Below are 19708 nucleotides of genomic sequence, written 5' to 3'. Positions count from 1 at the left end.
CGAGATGTTCTACAACCCGAAACGCCGACACGGTTTCAACAATCAGCTGTCACCGGTAGAGTTTGAAAAACGCTATTTCCAGAGCTTGGAGAGTGTCTAGAAAACCGGGGGCGATTCAATTTTCACTTCCGGGTACTGGTGTACTATAAATCCTGTTGTCAGGCACCCGTTCAATATATGCAATTTAACATAATATATATTATACGAACCTCAGTATGCCGAACGGTGAACCCAGATCACTCAGGATTCACTGCTCTCGCCCTAATTTGGGCTTCGCATAATGTGAGTTATGTTTAACGCGCGCCGAGATCCAGCAGCACGCGGCCACGGCTTGGGCAGGTTTCCATATAGCGATGCGCTTCAACTACATCGTCGAAGCTGAACACCTTGTCGATCAGCGGCTTGAGCAAACCATCTGCCGTCAGTTGGTTGATGCCTTGCACGGCCTTGGCTACGGCAGCCTGGTCTTGCGGAATGTTCAGCTCTTCCTTGCCGGTGAAGTTACCGATGCAATGCACGAAGAACTGAATGTTCTTCTGGAACGCCGCGCAGGCTGGGAATGGCGTTTCATTGCCTCCTTGCAGGTCGAACAGGATCAGTCGACCACGCGGCGCGATGGCGTCGCCCAGCAGGCACATCTGCGGGCCGCCGAGTGCATCCATCACCACATTCACGCCACGGCCATCGGTCAGCTTGCTGACGCGGCTAACCAGGTCCTGCTCTTCGGTAAGGATGATGTAGTCGGCGCCCAGCTGCTTGAGAAAGTCACTGTCTTCAGCAAAGGCCGTAGCGGCAATTACTGTGGCGCCCAGGGCTTTGCCCATCTGCACGATATACGGGCCCCAGCAGCGGCTTGCGGCGGTTACCAGCACGGTTTCGCCGGGTTGCAAACGGGCCAGCTCGCTAAAGCCGAACCAGCCGACCATTGATGGCAGATAGTGCACGGCGGCCTGTTGCGCAGTCAGATTGTCCGGGTAACGCGCCAGAGAGCTGCGCGGTAATACCACCTGTTCGGCGTAACTGGGATAGCGATTGGCGCTGTGCCCCGGGAAGCTGGCCACTCTGTCGCCCACGGCCAGATCGGTAACGCCATCGCCGACTGCCAGTACCACGCCAGCCAGTTCGTGGCCCAGGCCTGCCGGCAATTGCGTCGGGGTATTGGCCAGGTTCTGCCGCCAGAGCACGTCGTACCAGCTGACGCCCACAGCTTCAACACCGACCAGCACTTCACCTGCGGCCGGCGCAGGCGCTTGGCGCTCTTCGATCTTGAGGACATCAGCCTCACCAAACTCATGGAAACGCACTATGCGGGACATCGCAAACCTCTTCGGTTGACCCATTCAGATCGCGGCACTGTCTGGCATTTCTGCGCTATACAGCTGTGGCGACCCCTTATGGCCACGGACTTTATCCGGGCTTTGCCAGCAATTCCACCGCTCGGGGCTGATATTCACCATGCTTGTCGATGATGATGAGCCACAAACACATCATTTAGCCGTGCATATTGCCTGGCGACGGCATTCGGCATTAGCCTGAGTCGCGCGCAAAACCGCAGCCACTCCTGAATGGACACCGGATGAACCGTAATGATCTTCGCCGCGTCGATCTCAACCTGCTGATCGTCTTTGAAACGCTGATGCATGAACGCAGCGTAACCCGTGCGGCGGAAAAACTGTTTCTCGGTCAGCCAGCCATCAGTGCTGCCCTCGCCCGTTTGCGCAGCCTGTTTGACGACCCGCTGTTCGTGCGCACCGGCCGCAGCATGGAGCCTACCGCGCGGGCTATGGAAATCGCCGCCCTGCTCTCGCCGGCGCTGGATTCGATCTCCACTGCCGTCAGCCGCGCGGCGGAATTTCACCCGGCCACCAGCACTGCGGTGTTTCGCATCGGCCTGTCGGATGACGTCGAGTTCGGCCTGTTGCCGCCACTGATCAAGCGCCTGCGTGCTGAAGCGCCGGGCGTGGTGCTGGTGATTCGCCGCACCAACTATCTACTGATGCCGTCGCTGCTGGCCTCTGGCGAGATTTCCGTGGGCGTCGCCTACACCGATGAACTGCCGGCCAATGCCAAGCGCAAGGTGCTGCGCCGCAGCAAACCGAAACTGCTGCGCGCCGATGCGGCGCCGGGGCCACTGAGCCTGGATGACTTTTGCGCGCGGCCCCATGCGCTGGTGTCCTTTGCCGGTGACCTCGGTGGCTTTATCGATACCGAACTGGAGAAAATCGGCCGCAAACGTCGGGTAGTACTCGCCCTGCCCCAGTTCAACGGCCTCGGCACCCTACTTTCCGGCACCGATATTATCGCCACCGTGCCGGACTACACCGCAGCAGCCCTGACCTCTGCAGGCGGCGTGCGCGCCGAAGAGCTGCCGCTTCCGTCGCAAACCTTCGAGCTGCACATGGCCTGGCGCGGCGCCCAGGACAACGACCCGGCGGAACGCTGGCTACGTTCACGCATCCAGATGTTCTGCGGCGATCCCGACAGCCTTTAGCCTGTCCGTCGGTTGCTGCTAGCCCAATAGCCAATTCGGATAAACCCGTTGGGCTTCGGCGCTACGCGTCTCAACCCAACCTACTCACCCACCTCGCGACGCTTTGTTCACATCAGCAACTATCGATACAAGCCGGCGAATCATCACTAAGACTGATACTCATCTTCGCCCCGTTCGATTCGTCGTCATCGCACCCGCCGCCGCAGACTCCGCCCATTCATAACACCCTCTGGCGGAAGCACACATGCAACAGTCCAATAAGAACCTCTGGCATTTTCCCCTGGCCCTTGCCGCAGTAGTGGTACTGAGTGCTTGTGGCAAAGCGCCGGAAAGCGCCCAACAGATGCCGGCTGCCAAAGTCAGCGTGGCCGAAGTGATCGAACAACCAATCAACGAATGGGATGAATTTACCGGCCGCCTGGAAGCACCAGAGTCAGTGGAAATTCGCCCACGGGTATCCGGTTTCGTCGACCGCGTAGCCTTCAATGAAGGCAGCCTGGTGAAGAAAGGCGACCTGCTGTTCCAGATCGATCCGCGCCCCTTCCAGGCCGAAGTCAAACGCTTCGAAGCCCAGCTGCAGCAGGCCCGCGCCAGCCAGGCACGGACTCAGAGCGAGGCCAATCGCGGCGAGCGCTTGCGCCAGAGCAATGCCATCTCCGCCGAGCTGGCGGATGCCCGCGCCAGCGCGGCGGCGGAAGCCAAGGCAGCAGTGGCCGGCATCCAGGCAGAGCTGGATAACGCCCGCCTCAACCTCAGCTTTACCCGGGTTACCGCGCCGATTGATGGCCGCGTCAGTCGGGCAGAAATCACCGAAGGCAACCTGGTCAATGCCGGGCAAAGCCTGCTGACCACCCTGGTCAGCACCGACAAGGTTTACGCCTACTTCGATGCCGATGAGCGCGTGTTCCTCAAGTACGTTGAGCTGGCGCGTCAGGCCGGCGGCCAGACCCGTGATGCCAGCCCGGTGTACCTGGGGCTGTCCAGCGAAGACGGCCACCCGCACCTGGGCGAGCTGGATTTCCTCGACAACCAGGTCAACCCGCAAACCGGCACCATCCGTGGCCGTGCGGTGTTCGACAACCGTGATGGGCGCTTCACACCTGGCCTCTACGCACGTCTCAAGCTGGTCGGTAGCGGCCAATACGCCGCGGCGCTGATCAAGGACGAAGCGGTCGGCACGGACCTCGGTAAGAAGTACGTGCTGGTGCTCGATAAGGACAACGCCGTGCAGTACCGCGCCATCGAGCTGGGGCCGAAGCTGGAAGGCCTGCGCATCGTGCGCCAGGGCCTGGCCAAGGGCGAGAAGATCGTGGTTAACGGTCTGCAGCGCGCGTTCCCCGGGTCCACGGTCGATCCGCAAAGCGTACCCATGGCCGATGAACAGACCCAAGCGCTGCTGACTGAGCAACGTCAGGCCATCGAACGCCAGAACAGCCGCCGGGTCGCTGCGAAAAACAGCCCTGCCAACACTGCGCCACGCGGCTAATAGGTAGACGACGATGAATTTCTCGCAATTTTTTATTCAGCGGCCGATCTTCGCCGCCGTGCTGTCACTGCTGATCCTGATCAGCGGGGCCATCTCGCTGTTCCAATTGCCGATCAGCGAATACCCGGAAGTGGTGCCGCCTACCGTAGTGGTGCGCGCCACCTTCCCCGGTGCCAACCCCAAGGTGATCGGCGAAACCGTCGCCTCGCCGCTGGAACAGGCGATTACCGGTGTGGAAGGCATGCTCTATATGTCGTCCCAGGGCACTGCCGACGGCAAGATGACCCTGACCCTGACCTTCGCGCTCGGCACCGATCTGGACAAAGCCCAGGTGCAGGTGCAGAACCGCGTCACGCGCACCATGCCGACTCTGCCCACTGAAGTGCAGCGTCTCGGCGTAACGGTCGACAAGGCCTCGCCCGACCTGACCATGGTCGTGCACCTGACCTCGCCGGACGACCGTTACGACATGCTGTATCTGTCCAACTACGCCGCGCTGAATATCAAGGACGAGCTGGCGCGTCTGGATGGCATCGGTGATGTGCAACTGTTCGGTCTGGGCAACTACTCGCTGCGCGTCTGGCTCGACCCAAACAAGGTCGCCTCGCGCAACCTGACTGCCGCCGACGTGGTTAACGCCATTCGCGAGCAGAACCGTCAGGTCGCGGCCGGTTCGCTCGGTGCGCCGCCGTCGGACGCGGGCAATAGTTTTCAGTTGTCGATCAATACCCAGGGCCGCCTGGTCACTGAGGAAGAGTTCGAAAACATCATCATCCGCGCCGGTGAAAACGGCGAAATCACTCGCCTGAAAGACATCGCACGCATCGAACTGGGCTCCAGTCAATACGCCCTGCGCTCCTTGCTGAATAACAAACCTGCAGTCGCCATCCCGGTCTTCCAGCGCCCCGGCTCCAACGCCATCGAGATTTCCGATGCAGTGCGCGAGCGCATGGCCGAGCTGAAGCAGAGCTTCCCGCAAGGCGTGGACTACGAAATCGTCTATGACCCGACCATCTTCGTACGTGGCTCCATCGAGGCGGTGGTACACACCCTGCTCGAAGCCATCATCCTGGTGGTGCTGGTGGTGATTCTGTTCCTGCAAACCTGGCGCGCCTCGATCATTCCGCTGGCCGCTGTACCGGTGTCGTTGATCGGCACCTTCGCCGTGATGCACATGTTCGGCTTCTCGCTCAACGCGCTATCGCTGTTCGGCCTGGTGCTGGCCATCGGCATCGTGGTGGACGACGCCATCGTCGTGGTGGAAAACGTCGAGCGCAATATCGGCCTGGGCAAAACCCCGGTGGAAGCCACCAAGCAGGCGATGAAGGAAGTCACCGGACCCATCGTCGCCACGGCCCTGGTGCTCTGTGCGGTGTTTATTCCTACCGCCTTTATCTCTGGGCTGAGCGGGCAGTTCTATCAACAGTTTGCCCTGACCATTGCCATCTCCACGGTGATCTCGGCGATCAACTCGCTGACCCTGTCCCCTGCCCTGGCCGCTGTGTTGCTGAAAAGCCACGACGCACCGAAGGACCGCTTCTCCAAACTGCTCGATAAACTGTTCGGAGGCTGGTTGTTCAAACCGTTCAACCGCGCATTCGACCGCGCCAGCCATGGCTATGTCGGCACCGTGAAGCGCGTGCTGCGCGGCAGCGGCATCGCCCTGTTCGTCTATGCCGGGCTGATGGGCCTGACCTACCTGGGTTTTGCCACGACACCGAGCGGTTTCGTGCCGCCGCAGGACAAGCAGTACCTGGTGGCCTTCGCCCAACTACCGGACGCCGCGACCCTGGATCGCACCGAAGATGTGATGAAAAAAATGTCGGAAATCGCCGGCAAGCATCCAGGTGTGGCCAACACCATCGCTTTCCCAGGCCTGTCGATCAACGGTTTCACCAACAGCCCGAACAGCGGCATCGTCTTCGTCGCCCTGAAAGATTTCGATCAGCGCAAAGACGAAAGCATGTCCGCCGGGGCTATTGCTGCTGAGCTTAACGGCCAGTTCTCGGGTATTCAGGAGGCCTACCTGGCGATCTTCCCGCCGCCTCCGGTACAAGGCCTGGGCACCATCGGCGGCTTCCGCCTGCAGGTGCAGGACCGTGGCAACTTGGGTTACGACGAGCTGTACGTACAAACCCAGAACGTCATCGGCAAGGCCCGCCAGCTGCCGGAGCTGGACCCGATGTCGGTGTTCACCAGCTACCAGGTGAATGTGCCGCAGATCGATGCTGCCATCGACCGCGAAAAGGCCAAAACCCACGGCGTGGCGATCAGCGACATCTTCGACACCATGCAGATCTACCTGGGCTCGCTGTACGCCAACGACTTCAACCGTTTTGGCCGTACCTATCAGGTTAACGTGCAAGCTGAGCAGCAGTTCCGCCTGGAACCGGAGCAGATTGGTCAGCTCAAGGTGCGCAACAACCGTGGCGAAATGGTGCCGCTGTCGGCCTTCCTCAAGGTCAGTGCCAGCTCCGGTCCGGATCGGGTGATGCATTACAACGGCTTCCTCACCGCCGAAATCAACGGCGCGGCAGCCCCAGGCTACAGCTCCGGCCAGGCCGAGGCAGCGATGGCCAAACTGCTCAAGGAAGAACTGCCCAACGGCATGAGCTTCGAGTGGACCGATCTGACCTACCAACAGATCCTTGCCGGTAACAGCGCGATCTTCGTCTTCCCGCTCTGCGTACTGCTTGCCTTCCTGGTGCTGGCCGCCCAGTACGAAAGCTGGAGCCTGCCGCTGGCGGTGATCCTGATCTTGCCGATGACCCTGCTGTCGGCCATTACCGGGGTCATCCTGGCGGGAGGCGACAACAACATCTTTACCCAGATCGGACTGATCGTACTGGTGGGGTTAGCCTGTAAGAACGCCATCCTCATCGTCGAGTTCGCCAAGGAAAAACAGGAAGAAGGCATGGACCGCGTCAGCGCCGTATTGGAAGCCTGCCGCCTGCGTCTGCGGCCGATTCTGATGACCAGCTTCGCCTTCATTATGGGTGTGGTGCCACTGGTGCTGTCCTCCGGTGCCGGTGCGGAAATGCGTCACGCCATGGGCGTTGCGGTATTCAGCGGCATGCTTGGGGTGACCTTCTTCGGCCTGCTGCTGACCCCGCTGTTCTATGTGCTGATCCGTGCTTTTGTGGAGAAGCGCGAAGCGAAGAAAGTGGCGCGTCTGCAGGAGGTACAGGCATGAAGACCATTACTGCCAAACCTCTAGCGATTAGCCTGTTAGCACTGGCACTGACGGCCTGCGCCGTCGGCCCGGATTACCAGGCGCCGCAGACTGCAGATGCCCAGTTGAGCAGCGCGCAAAGCAGCAGCTACGACCGCTCGCGTTTCGAAGCCAGCTGGTGGCAGCAGTTCGACGATCCGGTTCTCAATCAACTGGTGCAACAGTCGCTGCAGGAAAACCGCCAACTGCGCGTGGCCTTTGCCCGCCTGCTGGCGGCCCAGGCCATCCGTGACGACCTCGGCAACGATCAGTTGCCGACCGTCACCAGCCGTGCCAGCGGTGAATTCGGCAAGGCCCAACAACCCGGCGTCACCGAGCAGCGCGTGCGCGGCGAACGTTACGACCTGGGCCTGGACATGCTCTGGGAGCTGGACCTGTTTGGCCGTATTCAGCGTGAACTGGAAGCCAGCGATGCCGAGCTGGACGTGGCCGAAGCCGACTATCAGCAACTGCAAGTCAGCCTGATTGCCGAGCTGGTGGATGCCTACGGCAGCCTGCGCGGCGCTCAACTGCGCGAACGCATTGCCCGCGCCAACCTGAAAAACCAGCAGGAATCCCGCGCCATTACCGAGCAACTGCGCCAAGCCGGTGTCGGTAGCCAGCTGGATGTGCTGCGCAGCGATGCGCGCCTGGCCGGCACCGAAGCCAGCCTGCCGCAACTACAGGCCGAACAGCAGCGCGCCAAGCACCGCATCGCCACCCTGCTCGGCCAGCGCCCGGATCAGTTAAGCGTCGATCTCTCGGCCCAGGATCTGCCTGCCATCGCCAAAGCCCTACCAGTTGGCGACCCCGGCGAGTTGCTGCGCCGCCGTCCGGATATCCGTGCCGCCGAACGGCAATTGGCCGCCGCCACCGCCAATATTGGCGTGGCCACGGCGGACTTGTTCCCACGGGTGAGTTTGTCCGGCTTCCTCGGCTTTACCGCCGGGCGTGGCTCGCAGCTGGGTTCATCTGCGGCGCAAGCCTGGGGCCTGGCACCGACCATCAGTTGGGCAGCGTTTGATCTGGGCAGCGTGCGTGCACGTATGCGCGGGGCCGAAGCTGAAGCCGATGGCGCACTGGCCAACTATGAACAGCAGGTGCTGCTGGCCCTGGAAGAATCCGCCAACGCCTTTAGCGACTACGGCAAGCGTCAGCAGCGCCTGCTCGCCCTGCTGCGCCAATCCGACGCCAGCCGCGCCGCAGCCGAACAAGCCCGCGTGCGCTACCGCGAAGGTGAAGTGGACTTTCTCGTGCTGCTCGACGCCGAACGCGAACGCCTAAGCGCCGAAGACGCCCAGGCCCAAGCGGAAGTCGAGCTGTATCGCGGCATCGTCGCCATCTACAAGGCCCTTGGCGGCGGGTGGCAGCCTAACGCTTAACCTATTTGCAAACTCTCCCCCGGTTGGCTTGGCCAACCCCTTCCCGCCCCACGGCAGTTGCTCCTTGCCGTGGGGCTTTTTTATGAGGAGTTGCACACAATGTACGCATCAGCGCAGGGTCGCATAGGTAGGTTGGGTCGGGCGGCGCTCCGTTGAGGAGCAACGCGACGAAGCCCAACGAGCATGCTGCGATCTGTTGGGCTTCGCTACGCTCAACACCAACCTACGACTTATCGCCTAGCAACACGCAATTACGGAGCTTTTTTATGAGTGAAACGGCCGCACCTCAACCGGTGCCCGGCAGGCAATGGCGGCCTTGCGCCCCCAGGCCAGCGCTTCTTCCAGATCAGCCGTTTCCAACACCCAGAAACCGCCCACGTGCTCCTTGGTCTGCAGGTATGGCCCGTCGCTAACAAGCACCTCGCCATTGGGCTGTGTTCGTAGTGCTTTCGCGTGGTGCGCCGGGAGCAGGCCGCCGACGAAAACCCTGACACCGGCCGCCACCATCGCGTCATTAAGCACGTCGATATCGCGGGTCATTGCCTCATCCTCGGCAATGGCCGGGTCGTAATCATCGGGATGGTGGATCGCCACCAGATACTGCGCCATAACGCCTCCTGCTACAGGCTTTAGTCGCCCGGATAAATATGCTGAACGCGCTCAGCCCTGCGTCATATGCGCTCTTGCGTCGTGAATGAGCGCAATCCGCCGAGCGCACTTGCAAACAGCAATGCAAAACCGGCATTGAGCAGCGCGTTTTGCCAGAAGCCAGACAGCAGCGAATAGGCTGTGTCGGGGATAAACCAGGCGAGCAGTGACACAACAAACATCCACCATGCGTCTTGGCTGCCTCTGCGCACGGGGCCAAGCGCGAGAAACATCAGCACAGCGCCCCAGCCGAACATCACCGAGCCCAGCACGGCATGCACCAGGCTGATATAAGCCAAGGCTTCGGGGCCGAAGGTATTGAGGTGTGCCGCCGATGCGTAAACCAGCAGGCTGAATGCTTGCAGGGTAAAGCCCGGCATCAGCACAAGCGCAAGCCCGAACAACATCAGCCCTGCGGTGGCTGCAACGAGTAAACGCCAGCAAAAAAGCTGAATACGGTTCACGGCTTCTCCAGATATCTAATGCCTGTACCGAGCCCGTAAACACTGGTTTGTGCCCACGCGGTAAGGGTGTCCATGAGCATGATTAGTTAGCCCGCCGCGCGAGCGCCACTGAGCCTCTTTTGCATAAACACGCTCAGCGGATGTTCAGGGTAGTCGCCGAATGCGCCGCAGGTCTGGAAGCCATGCTTCTGGTAAAACGCCAGCGCCTCTGCTTGATAAGGGCCCGTTTCAAGTTGCAGCAACTGACAACCGCGCTGTATCGACTCGACTTCTAGCTGTAGCAACACCTGCGCAGCCGCACCTTGCGCACGGTTGGCTGGGCGCACAAACATGCGCTTTAGCTCTCCTGCCCCATTGCCAAGCACCACCGCAGCGCAAGCAATGGCCGCCCCGTCGTTGCCTCTGGCCACAGCAAACAACACGTTGTCCTGCTCCAGCGTGGTCAGGTCCAGCGCATAGCGCGCTTCGGCCGGGTACAAGGTGTCCTGATACGCATCCAACTCCGCGATAAGCGCAATAACTTCAGGCTGGTTTGGAGGCTCTAGCTGCACGCGCATACTTATATTCTCTGCGGTTTGTACTGTGATTAAGCGAATGAACGAATCGATCATGCCCCAATAAGCAAAGCGAACGCGTTAAGCATTCAACACCATGGCCAATTTATAAATCTGCGGCATCGGGCGCACGGAAGGCCTTGCTGTAGTAGCCCGACTGGTCGAAACAGCAAACATGCTTCTTGCCGGACGCGAGCATATCGCAGGCATCACCAATTCGTTTGCTGCGCGTCTTAAGTTGCTTGGCTGAAGTAATCCAATGTATCCAGTCCAATCGTGCGATGGTCGTCGTATCGGTCCAAACCTTATGGGCCTCAGGCGTGGCTGCCAGCGCCTCCTGAAAATCAGCTGGAATTTCAGGCTCTGGCTCCTTCTCCACCGGGGTTAGCTCTACCGTGACGATATCCCCAACCACCGCGCCTGCACCTTCGTACAACGCTCTACTGACCTGCAGCCAATGGCTCAGCTGACCATCAGGCTCAAGAGTCGCCTGGAAATGCTGTCCATTAATTGTGCCCTCAACTGTCGTTCTGCCTCGCCTCGGAAGCTTTTCACTGGCATCTCTCGGCAGTACTACAAACGCCCACGATGTATCACTACCAGGCTTTGCCGGACGAAGAAGCTTTGCTTCAAATCGGGATGTCACATCGACTTTGCTCACTGCCACTCCACCCAATATATGCGCCTGGTTAAATTGGCCACTGCCTGAATTAATCAGACGCCGGCTTCAATCATTAACTTAATTTTTGTTGCCTTCTCGAAATGATCAAGTTTATGGGTTTCTATCCACCACGTTGCAGCTTCCATAAGAAGCTCCGGATCATTATTTTTATTTGCGAAGAACGCATAAAAAGAAACGCCAACGACCTCACCTTTGGCAAGTATCTTCTTTGTACAAACACTGATGATTTTATCTCTTAGACCTTGCCGCATTAACTTGAGCCACCTTTTAATTAACGCTTTTAACTAAACAGGCTAGCAATTGCACTTGCTATGCCCTCGACAACTGCCACCACTCCATCAATCATGGCCTCGAAGGTTCCGACTACTATTTCCCAAATTCCTTCATCGCTTTGGACAAGCGGCGCAGCTGCTCCGGCAACGGAAATAGCTATAGCTGCCATAGCGACAGAGTTGAAACCCATCACGACAATGTAAATTGCAGCCCCCATAAACAATGCTGCACAAAGTGAATTTAAGACCCTCAGCAATTTTGACTTTTCTAATTTATTTTTCATTTGCGGCACCATTTGCGGCTGGATGAAAAACATTCCGAGCATGCATAACGTTTGGTTAAGGGGCAGGCTTTAGCCTGTTCCAGTGAGCGAAGCGAACGATTTGTTATACGAGGCTCACAATTTCGCTTCCAGTTTTTGACGTTTTTCCGCAAGCTTTTCTTTGGCCAGTTTTACATTATTTAACCGCGCCAGGGATTTAAAGTATGAGAAACAGCCGGCGGCGGCAGCAGCCCAGGCGGCAACTGCAAACATATAAATAATTCTTTCCAATACATCAGAAAATGGGAATAGTTTTGTTGAGAGGACCATAGAGCCTGACAGCAGCACGATAAAGAGAGCAAGTGATAGAACCCGAAAGCCAGAGCGTATTAGCTCGACGTTACCCCTGCTTATTTTATCAATGAATTGTTCTTCATATTCTAGTTCTGCAATAGCGGATTTAATGCGTTTTTCCCTGCCGCGCAGATACCAAAAAAAGGCGAGGCTGCCCAAGAAAGATGTGAGCACTGAAAATATAAGAGCGAATAGAGAGAACTGTTGATCCATGGATATTTCTCTTTCGTATAGCGTTTTCTAAGGGGCAGGCTTTAGCCCGTTCCAGTGAGCGAAGCGAACGATTTGAGCCTGTTGTTATGTTTCGGCACAACTCTCTAAATTATGCCAGCTTCTTTTTGTAGTTTTTTAATATAGCCATTCAAGGATTTATTAAAAACAGGGATGGTATTGCTCACAAAATCCCAGTTAAAAGTCAATAAGGCGCTGCTCCAGCCTACGCTATAAATAACCCCATCTTCGTCGGGTTTTTTATTGCCATGCGTCATGATAAAACCTTCTTGATCAAAGTGCGCGCCGCGTTTGTTGCGGTAAGCTCTGGCATCTTCTATAAATTTATTGAATTTGACTTTAATTTCACCAGAAAATGCATCTGAAATTATCTCATCAAGAATCGGCTCCCAAAATTTTTTGTTGTTGGCGGCAATAACCCCTTCCTTCCCATAGCCGCCGTTAAAAACAGTGCAAAATTTAATAATTATTTCTTCAGTTGTTAGCTCGTCAATGAGATGGATGTCATGAATGTCAGGAAATAAAGAGCCATGTTTTTCTTCAAAGCTATTTAATTCCTCTCCATCAAGTCGCAAACCAGTTTTCAATCTTCTGCGCTCAATATCATATAATTCGGTAATATGCAAAGGCCTTCCGGTGTTGCAAAAGCGGTGCACTCGCTGCCTAAGCGCTAAAAGATCAATGATTCTATTTAGGGCTATTTGCCACAGATATAACCTACCAAGAATTTCTTTCACTATTAGCATTGCCTTTATTTAGCATTGATGACGAAATTGAAATAACCCAATCAAACTAAGTAAACATAACGTTTGGCTAAGGGGCGGGCTTTAGCCCGTCCCAGCGAGCGAGGCGAGCGATTTGAACCACTTGCTAGAGCGGGCTAGGCTATTTTTTAACCAGTTTTTTGCCGGCTGGCAGCACAATCGGAACACTAAACTTAACCTTTGTTACGGCCACGCTTTCAGAATCAGAGTTGTTTCTTTTGCCCAAGGATATACTCCCTAGAAATACTCCAATTCCTTCACTTGAACCCGATTTATCAGTTGAAGTTAGGCCGACATCAAATTCTACTTGCTGCGGCATTGCATGATGATAAATGCTCCGCTGTCCATCTTTGAAATAATCCATGCCTGCCGGATTGACTATGCCACCTTTGGCATCAATGCTTTCTTGAGCCTGATAAACTCCTTCAACTATCTGTTCAAGGGTTGCTCTGACAAAATCCTTTAGTTCCATTGTGACCTCGTGCTTTGTAGCTCTAACGTTTGGTTAAGGGGCCGGCTTTAGCCGGTCCCAGTGAGCGCAGCGAGCAATTTGAATCACTAGTTAGAGGAATAAGCTACCACCTAACGTCAACGACCAAATTTCCTGAGACATCTCGTTGCTCTACCGATTGAGAGCGGTTAAAGCCTTTAATGGAGGTGTGATCAACATGCTCAACCGAGCCGACCTTTTCTCCTTGAGCGTTAACGATGGAGTATGTGTAGATATCTGTCTCTGCCAAAGGCCCTTTAGACCGATGGCTCTCTTGAATAAGCGTGTCGCCTTCATTTAGCTTCAATTTGTCGCGCATAGAACTTTCTCTTATTTCTCTAACGTTTGGTTAAGGGGCGGGCTTTAGCCCGTCCCAGTGAGCGCAGCGAACGGTTTGAACCAGTTGTTATGATTCAGTGGCAGATGCATATGCCTGCTTCTTAAAGTAGCGTGAAAATAAATAAATTATTATAAGTATGACGTTGAGAAGATAAAGGTTTTTGAATAACTCAGAATCAAAATTTTCTTCAATGGTTTTCTCGATAAATATTGGAGCAGCCAAGGCTGAAATAGTAAAAAGCCAAGTCAATACTCTGAAAGCTCTTACTGTCTGAAGCTTTGTCCTGCCTCGCTGAAGATAAAGTAATGTTTCAAAGCCGATGTAGGTATACATAGTGCTGGTGATGTATATGAAAAATATGGCTGGCACAACATTATTCCATGACTGAATCATAACTATAATTAGACGACGTTCCCGTCGCATAACACCCCATAGGATGTCGTATAAAGTCCCGGACTAGCACTACCCGTTTGAGCAATCCAAAAAATTGCCAAATGCCAAACCGACACCACTCAACACCAGCCAGAACCTACGTCTTTGCCGCCGTACTGTCTAGCAGCCCTCGATCAATTCCTCAGTAGCGTCAGCCCAATGCCAAGCTTCGGTTTTTCACGTTAAAAACAAGCCCCCCCTAAAAAATGCTCACCAAACCAGCAGCATGCGGGCGTCGAGCAGGCATGGGCTGATAAAGCGGCGCCACGCTGGTTTTGTGCTAGATATTTAGCTGATAGTTTTGCTGTTTTTTTAAACCCCAAAACAATAATCGCAAGGGACGGTACGTGCATATGAGTACAGAGCTGAACACAGCCCAGCCCAAGTCCGCCCATTGGCGGTTTAAGTTGGGTATCGCGATTATCTGTTTGATTCCGGCTTTGTGGCTTCTGGTGCCGCTGGCAGCGGCGGCGGATGTGCCGGGGTCCAAGGTGGCGGCGCTTTCGGGGGCGCTGTTTATCCTTAACAAGATTCTCTTGCTGCTGGTTATCGCCATCATGGGCAAGGCGGGTTTCCAGGAGCTGAAGCAGCATATCTACGGCTATATGTCTTCGATGGTGCCGAGCACTGAGGATGAGATCAGCCCGATGCGCCATCGCATTGGCTTGGTGATGTTCTGCCTGCCACTGATTTCTTCCTTTCTTGAACCCTATATCGACGCTATCGCGCCCGGTCTGCGGCCTAATAACTGGGCGCTGCAGATGCTCGGCGATGCCATGTTGATTGGCAGCTTCTTTGTTTTGGGCGGCAATTTCTGGGAAAAGCTGCGTGCGCTGTTTATTCGCACCGCACGGGTTAGCAGCCCCGACGCGGCGTGATGCCGAGTCAACCTTGGTGCTTGCTCCATCTGCCTTACGGGAACCCTTATGTCTGAAGCATTAGAGCAGCCTGACAGCACGCCACCGGCCGAAACGCCGGTGGCTGTCGATAAATCCGCGCCGCCAACCAACCCGCTGCGACGTATTGCGTTGATCGTGGTGTCAGTTGCCGCCGCGCTGTTTGTGCTGTCCATCCTGATGGAGCGCAGTACCCCGTCCACTTCGCAGGCGGTGGTGCAGGGTTATGTGGTGCAGATGGCATCCGAGGTGGGTGGCCGCGTGGTGGAAATCGCGGTGCTCGACAATGCGCGGGTGGAGGCTGGGCAGCTGCTGTTTCGCATTGATCCGCAGCCTTACAAGATCGCCATTGCCGAAGCCGAGGCGCGCCTTGAGCAAACAGGCCAGTCGTTGGGGGCCAACACCGCATCGGTGGATGCGGCCCAGGCTCAGCTCGTTTCTGCCCGCGCCCAGCGTGACAATGTGCGCGAGCAAGCGCGCCGGGTAATGCAGCTGGTTGAACGCGGCGTTTATGCGCGGGCGCGTCTGGATGAAGCCACCGCGTCGCTGAACTCCGCCGAAGCTGCCGTGGTCAAGGCGCAGGCCGATTTGCAGCGGGCCCGTCAGGAACTGGGGCCAACCGGTACGGATAACCCGCAGTTCAAGCAGGCCCTCGCGCAGCTGGAAAAGGCCCGTCTTGATCTGGTGCGTACGGAAATTACCGCGCCGGCCGACGGGGTGATCACCAATCTGCAGCTCGCCGTTGGCCAGGTGGTCAGCTCCGGCCAGCCCGCGCTGACCTTTATCGACACCGGCACCGTGTGGATTTCCGCAGCCTTCAAAGAAAACAGCCTGGAGCACGTGCAGGCCGATGATACGGCCGAGTTGGTGTTCGACGTGTTGCCTGGGCGTATTTTCAATGCGCGGGTCGAGAGTGTCGGCTGGGGCGTTGCAACAGAAGGCAGCAGCTCTTCTGCCCTGCCCTCGGTACGCAACCAGAGCGGCTGGGTACGTGACCCGCAACGCTTTCCCGTGCGCTTGGTGGTGATGGAGCCTTACCCGAAAGGCCTGCGCTACGGCTCGCAGGTTACGGTGGTGATTTACACCGGCGATAACCCGCTGGCGAATATGTTTGGCGTGATCACCGCGCGGCTTGTAGCACTACTGACCTATGTCAACTGAGGCCTTGGCGGCCCCCTCCCCGTCAATCGATCTGGCGCGCGCCAAGCGTCAAGGCTTGCGTGTGGCTCTGGCAGTAACGCTGGGATTCAGCCTGGGCTTGCTCAACGGCAGTGTGCTGCCCTTTCTCGCACCGCTATTTGCCACTCAGTTTCTGCTGGCCAGCTACAGCCCACCCGGTTTGCGTCAGGGGCTGGGCACTGTGTTGCTGATCTTTATCGTGGGCGCACTGCTGATCTTCCTTACCGGCCTGCTCGGTGAGCGGCCGTTGGTGCTGCTGCCGTTGCTCTGGCTGTGCTACTTCAGCTGCTTTTTCGCCCAGGGTCGCCGGGTGGGTGGCGCGGGGCCGGCGTTGATGCTGGTGATTGCGATTGTGGTGCCGCTGCTCGACATCCTCCAGCGTGACCTCGGCGAGTCGATTGTCTTGGTTCTGGCCAAGGCGGTCAGTATCGGCCTGCTGCTTGCCTGGGGCGCTCACGCAGTATTCCCGGATCTCGGCCCCGCGCCGGTAACCCCTGCGCCTTTGCCGCGCGCGGAGCTGGGCAGCGTGACGCGCCAGGCCATGGTCAGTGGCGCCATCCTGTTGGGCATGGTTGCGCTGTGCTTGATCGACTCGCGCCTGGCCACGGCGATGGTCATACCGATTACCGTGGCCTCGTTGCTCAGCCAGTTCGAGCTGGGGATGAGCAGCCGAACCGCTGCCGCGCTGATCGTCATCAACCTGCTGGGCGGGGTTGTCGCATCCCTGGCATTTACCGTGATCGAACTGCGACCCAGCCTCTTGTGGGCCATCCTAATCCTGCTGACGGTGAGCCTGCTGTTTGCCGGCCGAGCCGTAATGGGCGCCGTGACGGGCAAGGTGTTTGGCGGCGGGCTGACGACCTTTCTGATTCTCTTTGGTCTGGGCGTTTCGCCATTGCCCGGCGAAACGCCGGAGCTGTTTTCTACGCGAATTGCCTATGTGCTGTTCGCGGTTCTGTATGCCTTGTGCATGGCCAGCCTGTTCTGGCCCAGGCCGCGTAACGCCAGTCATTAATCGCTGTACTGCTGCTAATCAGGTGCCGTCTATGCGCAAGCTCTGGAGCAAGTACCTGGCGCTGCTGGATGCAGATTTAAGCGCCAAGATCTTCGACAACATCAAAAACCTGCTGGTCTGCGCGCTGCTGTTTGCCGCCGGCACTGACGCGTTGCATGGCAACCATCAGATCTTTATGGGGCTCTGGGGCTCAACCCTGGCAGGTTGGGGGTTGATCATCGTATCGGCGCTTCTGCTGCTACTGAATATCAGCGACGCCCTGCGGCGCCTGGCCAAACTGCGCCATCACGTGGTGCTGCAGCTCATCCTGTTTCTGCTTTACCTGATCCTGGCTGTGCGCGTGGTGGAAATCGTCTGGAGCTTCAGAAGCACATAGCGCCCCACTACAGCTCACCGGCCGCGCGGGTAACGACCAGCAAGCTCACGCAGAACCCATTGCCCGTATTGGCAAACTCAAGTTCGCAGCCACAGCGCTCGGCGATGGCCTTGACGATGGACAGCCCCAGGCCGCTGCCTTCGCCGCTGGAGTTGCGCCAGAAGCGCTCGGTCAACTGAGCGAGCTTGTCCGGGGCGACTCCTGGCCCGGAATCACGCACGCTGAAGCACACCTTATCGCCGCGCATTTGCACGCTCAGGCTGACGGCAGTACCGGGTGGGGTATGGCGCTGGGCGTTGTCCAGCAGGTTGCGCAAGGCAGCAATCGCCAGGGTTGGCGGCATATCCAGCAAGCGCTGGGCGCTGGCGTCGAGCAACTGCAGTTCGATGGCGGGCTGGTCCTGTTGCTGGGCGTCGCCAATAGCCATCTGCGCCACTTGCTCGGCGCTGTATTGCAGGTTCTCGTCAAACGGCAGACGGCCTTCAACCCGCGCCAGGAGCAGCAATTGCTCCAGGGTCTGGTGCAGACGGTCGGCACCGGCTTCAGCGTTGGCCAGTGCCTGGCGGGCGGTTTCGCCTTCGGTCATGCCGGCCACCTGCAGGTGGGTCTTGATCGCGGTCAGCGGACTGCGCAGTTCATGGGCGGCATCGTCGGTCAGGCGGCGCTCGCGTTCGATGGCCTGGGCGATACGTTGAAACAGCTGATTCTGGGTAGCCACCAGCGGTTGCAGTTCCTGCGGCAGGCCGTCGATTTGCAGTGGTTCGATGCAGTCGGCACGACGCTGGGCCAGCGCCTGGCGAATGCGTTGCAGAGGCGACAACTCACGGCTGAGACCAAACCAGAGCACCAGCAGGCTGCCAACCAAGGCCAGCAGCACTGGGGCGGCGGCGGCAAGCAGAATGGAACGTTTGAGCGTGTCGCGTTCGTCCAGTCGGTCTGCCGTGGTCACGCGCATATCGCCTTCAACCAGGGTGAAGGTGCGCCAGGTCAGATCACCAATAGTGCGTTCATGGAAACCCGTTTCCGCCATACCCAAAGCGCTGTCCGGTGCCGCGCGACTGCTGGCGAGTATCTCGCCACGCACCGAACTGATCTGGCAGGCGATGCCTTCGGGAATACCCAGCTGCTCGGTGCTGAGTGGTGTACCGCCCTCCCCCTGTTGCGGTGGCGGTAGCTGGGCGAGCAATCCGGCGACCATACGCGCGGAAGAGGCCAGGCGCTGATCGAGCGAGAGGGTCAGCTGGTTACGCAGGTCGAACAGCATCCACACGGCGGCCAGCGACCAGAGCAGCACAAAGGCCGAGCCGAGAATAAGGGTCAGCCGCAGACGCAGGCTCATGGGCTGTTGCTCTCGTCAGAAGGGGTTGCATGCCCGGCTGGCCCCAGGCGGTAGCCCAGGCCGCGTACCGTCTCGACAATACCGTTGCCCAGCTTTCGGCGTAGGTGGTGGATATGCACGTTGAGGGCATTGCTCTCGACTTCGCCGTCGAGGCCGTAGACCGCGTCCTTGAGCTGTTCGCCGCTGAGCACCCGACCTGGGCTGTGCAACAGCGCCTGCAGCAGCACCTGCTCACGGCGCGACAGGTCAATCGATTGCTCGTGCAAAAACGCCTGGCAGGCCACTGGGTCGTATCGCAATGGGCCATGCTCGACCTGCGGGCTGGCGCGTCCGGCGGCGCGACGCAGCAAGGCATGCAGGCGCGCGGCGAGTTCGCGCAGGTCGAAGGGCTTGACCAGGTAATCGTCGGCGCCGTCCTGCAGGCCAGACACGCGGTCGGCTACCGAGTCACGGGCGGTCAGCAGCAACACGGGCAACGTCACACCGCGCTGGCGCAGGCGGCGCAGCAGGCTTAAACCGTCTTCGTCCGGCAGGCCCAGATCCAGCACCAGGGCGTCGAACTCCACTGTACGCAGCAGCGCCTCAGCCTCGGCCGCAGTCGCGGCGTGCATCACGCGAAAGCCCTGGGCGGTGAGCCCAGCCACCACGCCGCTGGCGATCAGGGCGTTGTCTTCAGTCAGCAATATGTACATGGAACCAGTCCGTGGAGGAGATTGAATTATCCGTTGTCAGGATTAAGCCGACGTTATCGCTAGGCACGAAATGATAACCGGCGACTGCAATTTGCGCCGATTATCACATCGTTAATCCTGACTTAACCGCCAACTGCGATGCTCTGC

General features: G+C 57.8%; 21 protein-coding genes. 8 read left to right on the top strand and 13 right to left on the bottom strand.

Annotation, left to right across the window (positions count from 1 at the left end):
- Positions 1-293: 293 nt before the first annotated feature.
- Positions 294-1316 carry a zinc-dependent alcohol dehydrogenase family protein gene (locus Q8M42_RS14660; protein ID WP_304869150.1) on the bottom strand — a complete coding sequence of 341 codons (1023 nt, stop codon included), beginning with the start codon at positions 1314-1316 and terminating at the stop codon, positions 294-296.
- A 260-nt stretch (positions 1317-1576) separates the two neighbouring features.
- Here Q8M42_RS14660 and Q8M42_RS14655 point away from each other — a divergent pair, with 260 nt between their 5' ends.
- The 4 genes from Q8M42_RS14655 to Q8M42_RS14640 all read left to right on the top strand — a co-directional run bounded on the left by Q8M42_RS14655 (position 1577) and on the right by Q8M42_RS14640 (position 8570).
- The gene (locus tag Q8M42_RS14655) at positions 1577-2491 is read left to right on the top strand and encodes a LysR family transcriptional regulator (protein WP_304869152.1); all 915 of its coding nucleotides are present in this window, start codon (positions 1577-1579) and stop codon (positions 2489-2491) included.
- Between the two features lie 244 nt (positions 2492-2735).
- Positions 2736-3977 (top strand): multidrug efflux RND transporter periplasmic adaptor subunit MexE, encoded by a 1242-nt coding sequence (gene mexE, locus Q8M42_RS14650; protein ID WP_304869154.1) that lies wholly within the window; start codon positions 2736-2738, stop codon positions 3975-3977.
- A 13-nt stretch (positions 3978-3990) separates the two neighbouring features.
- Entirely contained in the window at positions 3991-7170 is a 3180-nt protein-coding gene (locus tag Q8M42_RS14645) for an efflux RND transporter permease subunit (protein WP_304869156.1), read from the top strand.
- Complete coding sequence (locus tag Q8M42_RS14640) at positions 7167-8570, top strand: efflux transporter outer membrane subunit (protein WP_304869158.1); 1404 nt, start codon at positions 7167-7169, stop codon at positions 8568-8570. The genes Q8M42_RS14645 and Q8M42_RS14640 overlap by 4 nt, the downstream gene beginning before the upstream one ends.
- 264 nt (positions 8571-8834) lie before the next feature.
- Here the strand turns inward: Q8M42_RS14640 and Q8M42_RS14635 are convergent, their stop codons facing one another.
- The 10 genes from Q8M42_RS14635 to Q8M42_RS14590 form a co-directional block, all read right to left on the bottom strand.
- Positions 8835-9179, bottom strand: a complete 345-nt coding sequence (locus Q8M42_RS14635; protein ID WP_304869160.1) for a YciI family protein — start codon at positions 9177-9179, stop codon at positions 8835-8837.
- Between the two features lie 62 nt (positions 9180-9241).
- Positions 9242-9682 (bottom strand): hypothetical protein, encoded by a 441-nt coding sequence (locus Q8M42_RS14630; protein ID WP_304869162.1) that lies wholly within the window; start codon positions 9680-9682, stop codon positions 9242-9244.
- Between the two features lie 86 nt (positions 9683-9768).
- Positions 9769-10293: a GNAT family N-acetyltransferase gene (locus tag Q8M42_RS14625; RefSeq protein WP_304869164.1), complete on the bottom strand. Its 525-nt coding sequence runs from the start codon at positions 10291-10293 to the stop codon at positions 9769-9771.
- A 49-nt stretch (positions 10294-10342) separates the two neighbouring features.
- On the bottom strand, positions 10343-10897 hold the full coding sequence (locus Q8M42_RS14620; protein ID WP_275962714.1) for a YdeI/OmpD-associated family protein: 555 nt from the start codon (positions 10895-10897) through the stop codon (positions 10343-10345).
- A 53-nt stretch (positions 10898-10950) separates the two neighbouring features.
- A complete protein-coding gene (locus tag Q8M42_RS14615; protein ID WP_304869167.1) occupies positions 10951-11169 on the bottom strand; it encodes a DUF6500 family protein in 219 nt (72 codons plus the stop codon).
- Between the two features lie 29 nt (positions 11170-11198).
- Positions 11199-11507, bottom strand: coding sequence for a hypothetical protein (locus Q8M42_RS14610; protein ID WP_304869168.1), 309 nt, complete (start codon positions 11505-11507; stop codon positions 11199-11201).
- An 81-nt stretch (positions 11508-11588) separates the two neighbouring features.
- On the bottom strand, positions 11589-12020 hold the full coding sequence (locus Q8M42_RS14605; RefSeq protein WP_304869170.1) for a hypothetical protein: 432 nt from the start codon (positions 12018-12020) through the stop codon (positions 11589-11591).
- Positions 12021-12124: 104 nt separating this feature from the next.
- On the bottom strand, positions 12125-12775 hold the full coding sequence (locus tag Q8M42_RS14600; RefSeq protein WP_304869172.1) for a hypothetical protein: 651 nt from the start codon (positions 12773-12775) through the stop codon (positions 12125-12127).
- Positions 12776-12923: 148 nt separating this feature from the next.
- Positions 12924-13274: a hypothetical protein gene (locus Q8M42_RS14595; protein ID WP_275962709.1), complete on the bottom strand. Its 351-nt coding sequence runs from the start codon at positions 13272-13274 to the stop codon at positions 12924-12926.
- Positions 13275-13377: 103 nt separating this feature from the next.
- On the bottom strand, positions 13378-13611 hold the full coding sequence (locus Q8M42_RS14590; protein ID WP_304869174.1) for a hypothetical protein: 234 nt from the start codon (positions 13609-13611) through the stop codon (positions 13378-13380).
- A gap of 806 nt (positions 13612-14417) precedes the next feature.
- Between Q8M42_RS14590 and Q8M42_RS14585 the strand changes: the two genes are divergently transcribed.
- The 4 genes from Q8M42_RS14585 to Q8M42_RS14570 are packed head-to-tail and all read left to right on the top strand — an operon-like array spanning position 14418 to position 17530.
- Positions 14418-14942, top strand: a complete 525-nt coding sequence (locus Q8M42_RS14585) for a transporter suffix domain-containing protein (protein WP_304869175.1) — start codon at positions 14418-14420, stop codon at positions 14940-14942.
- A 48-nt stretch (positions 14943-14990) separates the two neighbouring features.
- Positions 14991-16121, top strand: a complete 1131-nt coding sequence (locus tag Q8M42_RS14580) for an HlyD family secretion protein (RefSeq protein WP_304869177.1) — start codon at positions 14991-14993, stop codon at positions 16119-16121.
- Positions 16111-17154: a hypothetical protein gene (locus Q8M42_RS14575; RefSeq protein ID WP_304869179.1), complete on the top strand. Its 1044-nt coding sequence runs from the start codon at positions 16111-16113 to the stop codon at positions 17152-17154. The genes Q8M42_RS14580 and Q8M42_RS14575 overlap by 11 nt, the downstream gene beginning before the upstream one ends.
- 31 nt (positions 17155-17185) lie before the next feature.
- The gene (locus Q8M42_RS14570; RefSeq protein WP_275962701.1) at positions 17186-17530 is read left to right on the top strand and encodes a hypothetical protein; all 345 of its coding nucleotides are present in this window, start codon (positions 17186-17188) and stop codon (positions 17528-17530) included.
- 7 nt (positions 17531-17537) lie between these two features.
- On the opposite strand, the gene Q8M42_RS14565 is transcribed toward Q8M42_RS14570, so the two are convergent.
- Entirely contained in the window at positions 17538-18869 is a 1332-nt protein-coding gene (locus Q8M42_RS14565) for a sensor histidine kinase (protein ID WP_304869181.1), read from the bottom strand.
- Positions 18866-19561: a response regulator transcription factor gene (locus Q8M42_RS14560; protein ID WP_304869183.1), complete on the bottom strand. Its 696-nt coding sequence runs from the start codon at positions 19559-19561 to the stop codon at positions 18866-18868. Before Q8M42_RS14560 ends, Q8M42_RS14565 begins: the two co-directional genes overlap by 4 nt.
- Positions 19562-19708: the final 147 nt, after the last annotated feature.

The sequence above is a fragment of the Pseudomonas sp. genome (genome assembly GCF_030684895.1).
GTDB lineage: Bacteria > Pseudomonadota > Gammaproteobacteria > Pseudomonadales > Pseudomonadaceae > Aquipseudomonas.
Note: the sequence above shows the minus strand (reverse complement) of the source record. Positions and strands in the feature narration are given on the sequence as shown.

What these genes read in the sequence shown, in the direction of transcription:
- Q8M42_RS14660 (WP_304869150.1), bottom strand. Translation starts at nt 1,316, where the DNA reads ATGTCCCGCATAGTGCGTTTCCATGAGTTTGGTGAGGCTGATGTCCTC.
- Q8M42_RS14655 (WP_304869152.1), top strand. Translation starts at nt 1,577, where the DNA reads ATGAACCGTAATGATCTTCGCCGCGTCGATCTCAACCTGCTGATCGTC.
- mexE (WP_304869154.1), top strand. Translation starts at nt 2,736, where the DNA reads ATGCAACAGTCCAATAAGAACCTCTGGCATTTTCCCCTGGCCCTTGCC.
- Q8M42_RS14645 (WP_304869156.1), top strand. Translation starts at nt 3,991, where the DNA reads ATGAATTTCTCGCAATTTTTTATTCAGCGGCCGATCTTCGCCGCCGTG.
- Q8M42_RS14640 (WP_304869158.1), top strand. Translation starts at nt 7,167, where the DNA reads ATGAAGACCATTACTGCCAAACCTCTAGCGATTAGCCTGTTAGCACTG.
- Q8M42_RS14635 (WP_304869160.1), bottom strand. Translation starts at nt 9,179, where the DNA reads ATGGCGCAGTATCTGGTGGCGATCCACCATCCCGATGATTACGACCCG.
- Q8M42_RS14625 (WP_304869164.1), bottom strand. Translation starts at nt 10,293, where the DNA reads ATGATCGATTCGTTCATTCGCTTAATCACAGTACAAACCGCAGAGAAT.
- Q8M42_RS14615 (WP_304869167.1), bottom strand. Translation starts at nt 11,169, where the DNA reads ATGCGGCAAGGTCTAAGAGATAAAATCATCAGTGTTTGTACAAAGAAG.
- Q8M42_RS14610 (WP_304869168.1), bottom strand. Translation starts at nt 11,507, where the DNA reads ATGTTTTTCATCCAGCCGCAAATGGTGCCGCAAATGAAAAATAAATTA.
- Q8M42_RS14605 (WP_304869170.1), bottom strand. Translation starts at nt 12,020, where the DNA reads ATGGATCAACAGTTCTCTCTATTCGCTCTTATATTTTCAGTGCTCACA.
- Q8M42_RS14595 (WP_275962709.1), bottom strand. Translation starts at nt 13,274, where the DNA reads ATGGAACTAAAGGATTTTGTCAGAGCAACCCTTGAACAGATAGTTGAA.
- Q8M42_RS14590 (WP_304869174.1), bottom strand. Translation starts at nt 13,611, where the DNA reads ATGCGCGACAAATTGAAGCTAAATGAAGGCGACACGCTTATTCAAGAG.
- Q8M42_RS14585 (WP_304869175.1), top strand. Translation starts at nt 14,418, where the DNA reads ATGAGTACAGAGCTGAACACAGCCCAGCCCAAGTCCGCCCATTGGCGG.
- Q8M42_RS14580 (WP_304869177.1), top strand. Translation starts at nt 14,991, where the DNA reads ATGTCTGAAGCATTAGAGCAGCCTGACAGCACGCCACCGGCCGAAACG.
- Q8M42_RS14575 (WP_304869179.1), top strand. Translation starts at nt 16,111, where the DNA reads ATGTCAACTGAGGCCTTGGCGGCCCCCTCCCCGTCAATCGATCTGGCG.
- Q8M42_RS14570 (WP_275962701.1), top strand. Translation starts at nt 17,186, where the DNA reads ATGCGCAAGCTCTGGAGCAAGTACCTGGCGCTGCTGGATGCAGATTTA.
- Q8M42_RS14565 (WP_304869181.1), bottom strand. Translation starts at nt 18,869, where the DNA reads ATGAGCCTGCGTCTGCGGCTGACCCTTATTCTCGGCTCGGCCTTTGTG.
- Q8M42_RS14560 (WP_304869183.1), bottom strand. Translation starts at nt 19,561, where the DNA reads ATGTACATATTGCTGACTGAAGACAACGCCCTGATCGCCAGCGGCGTG.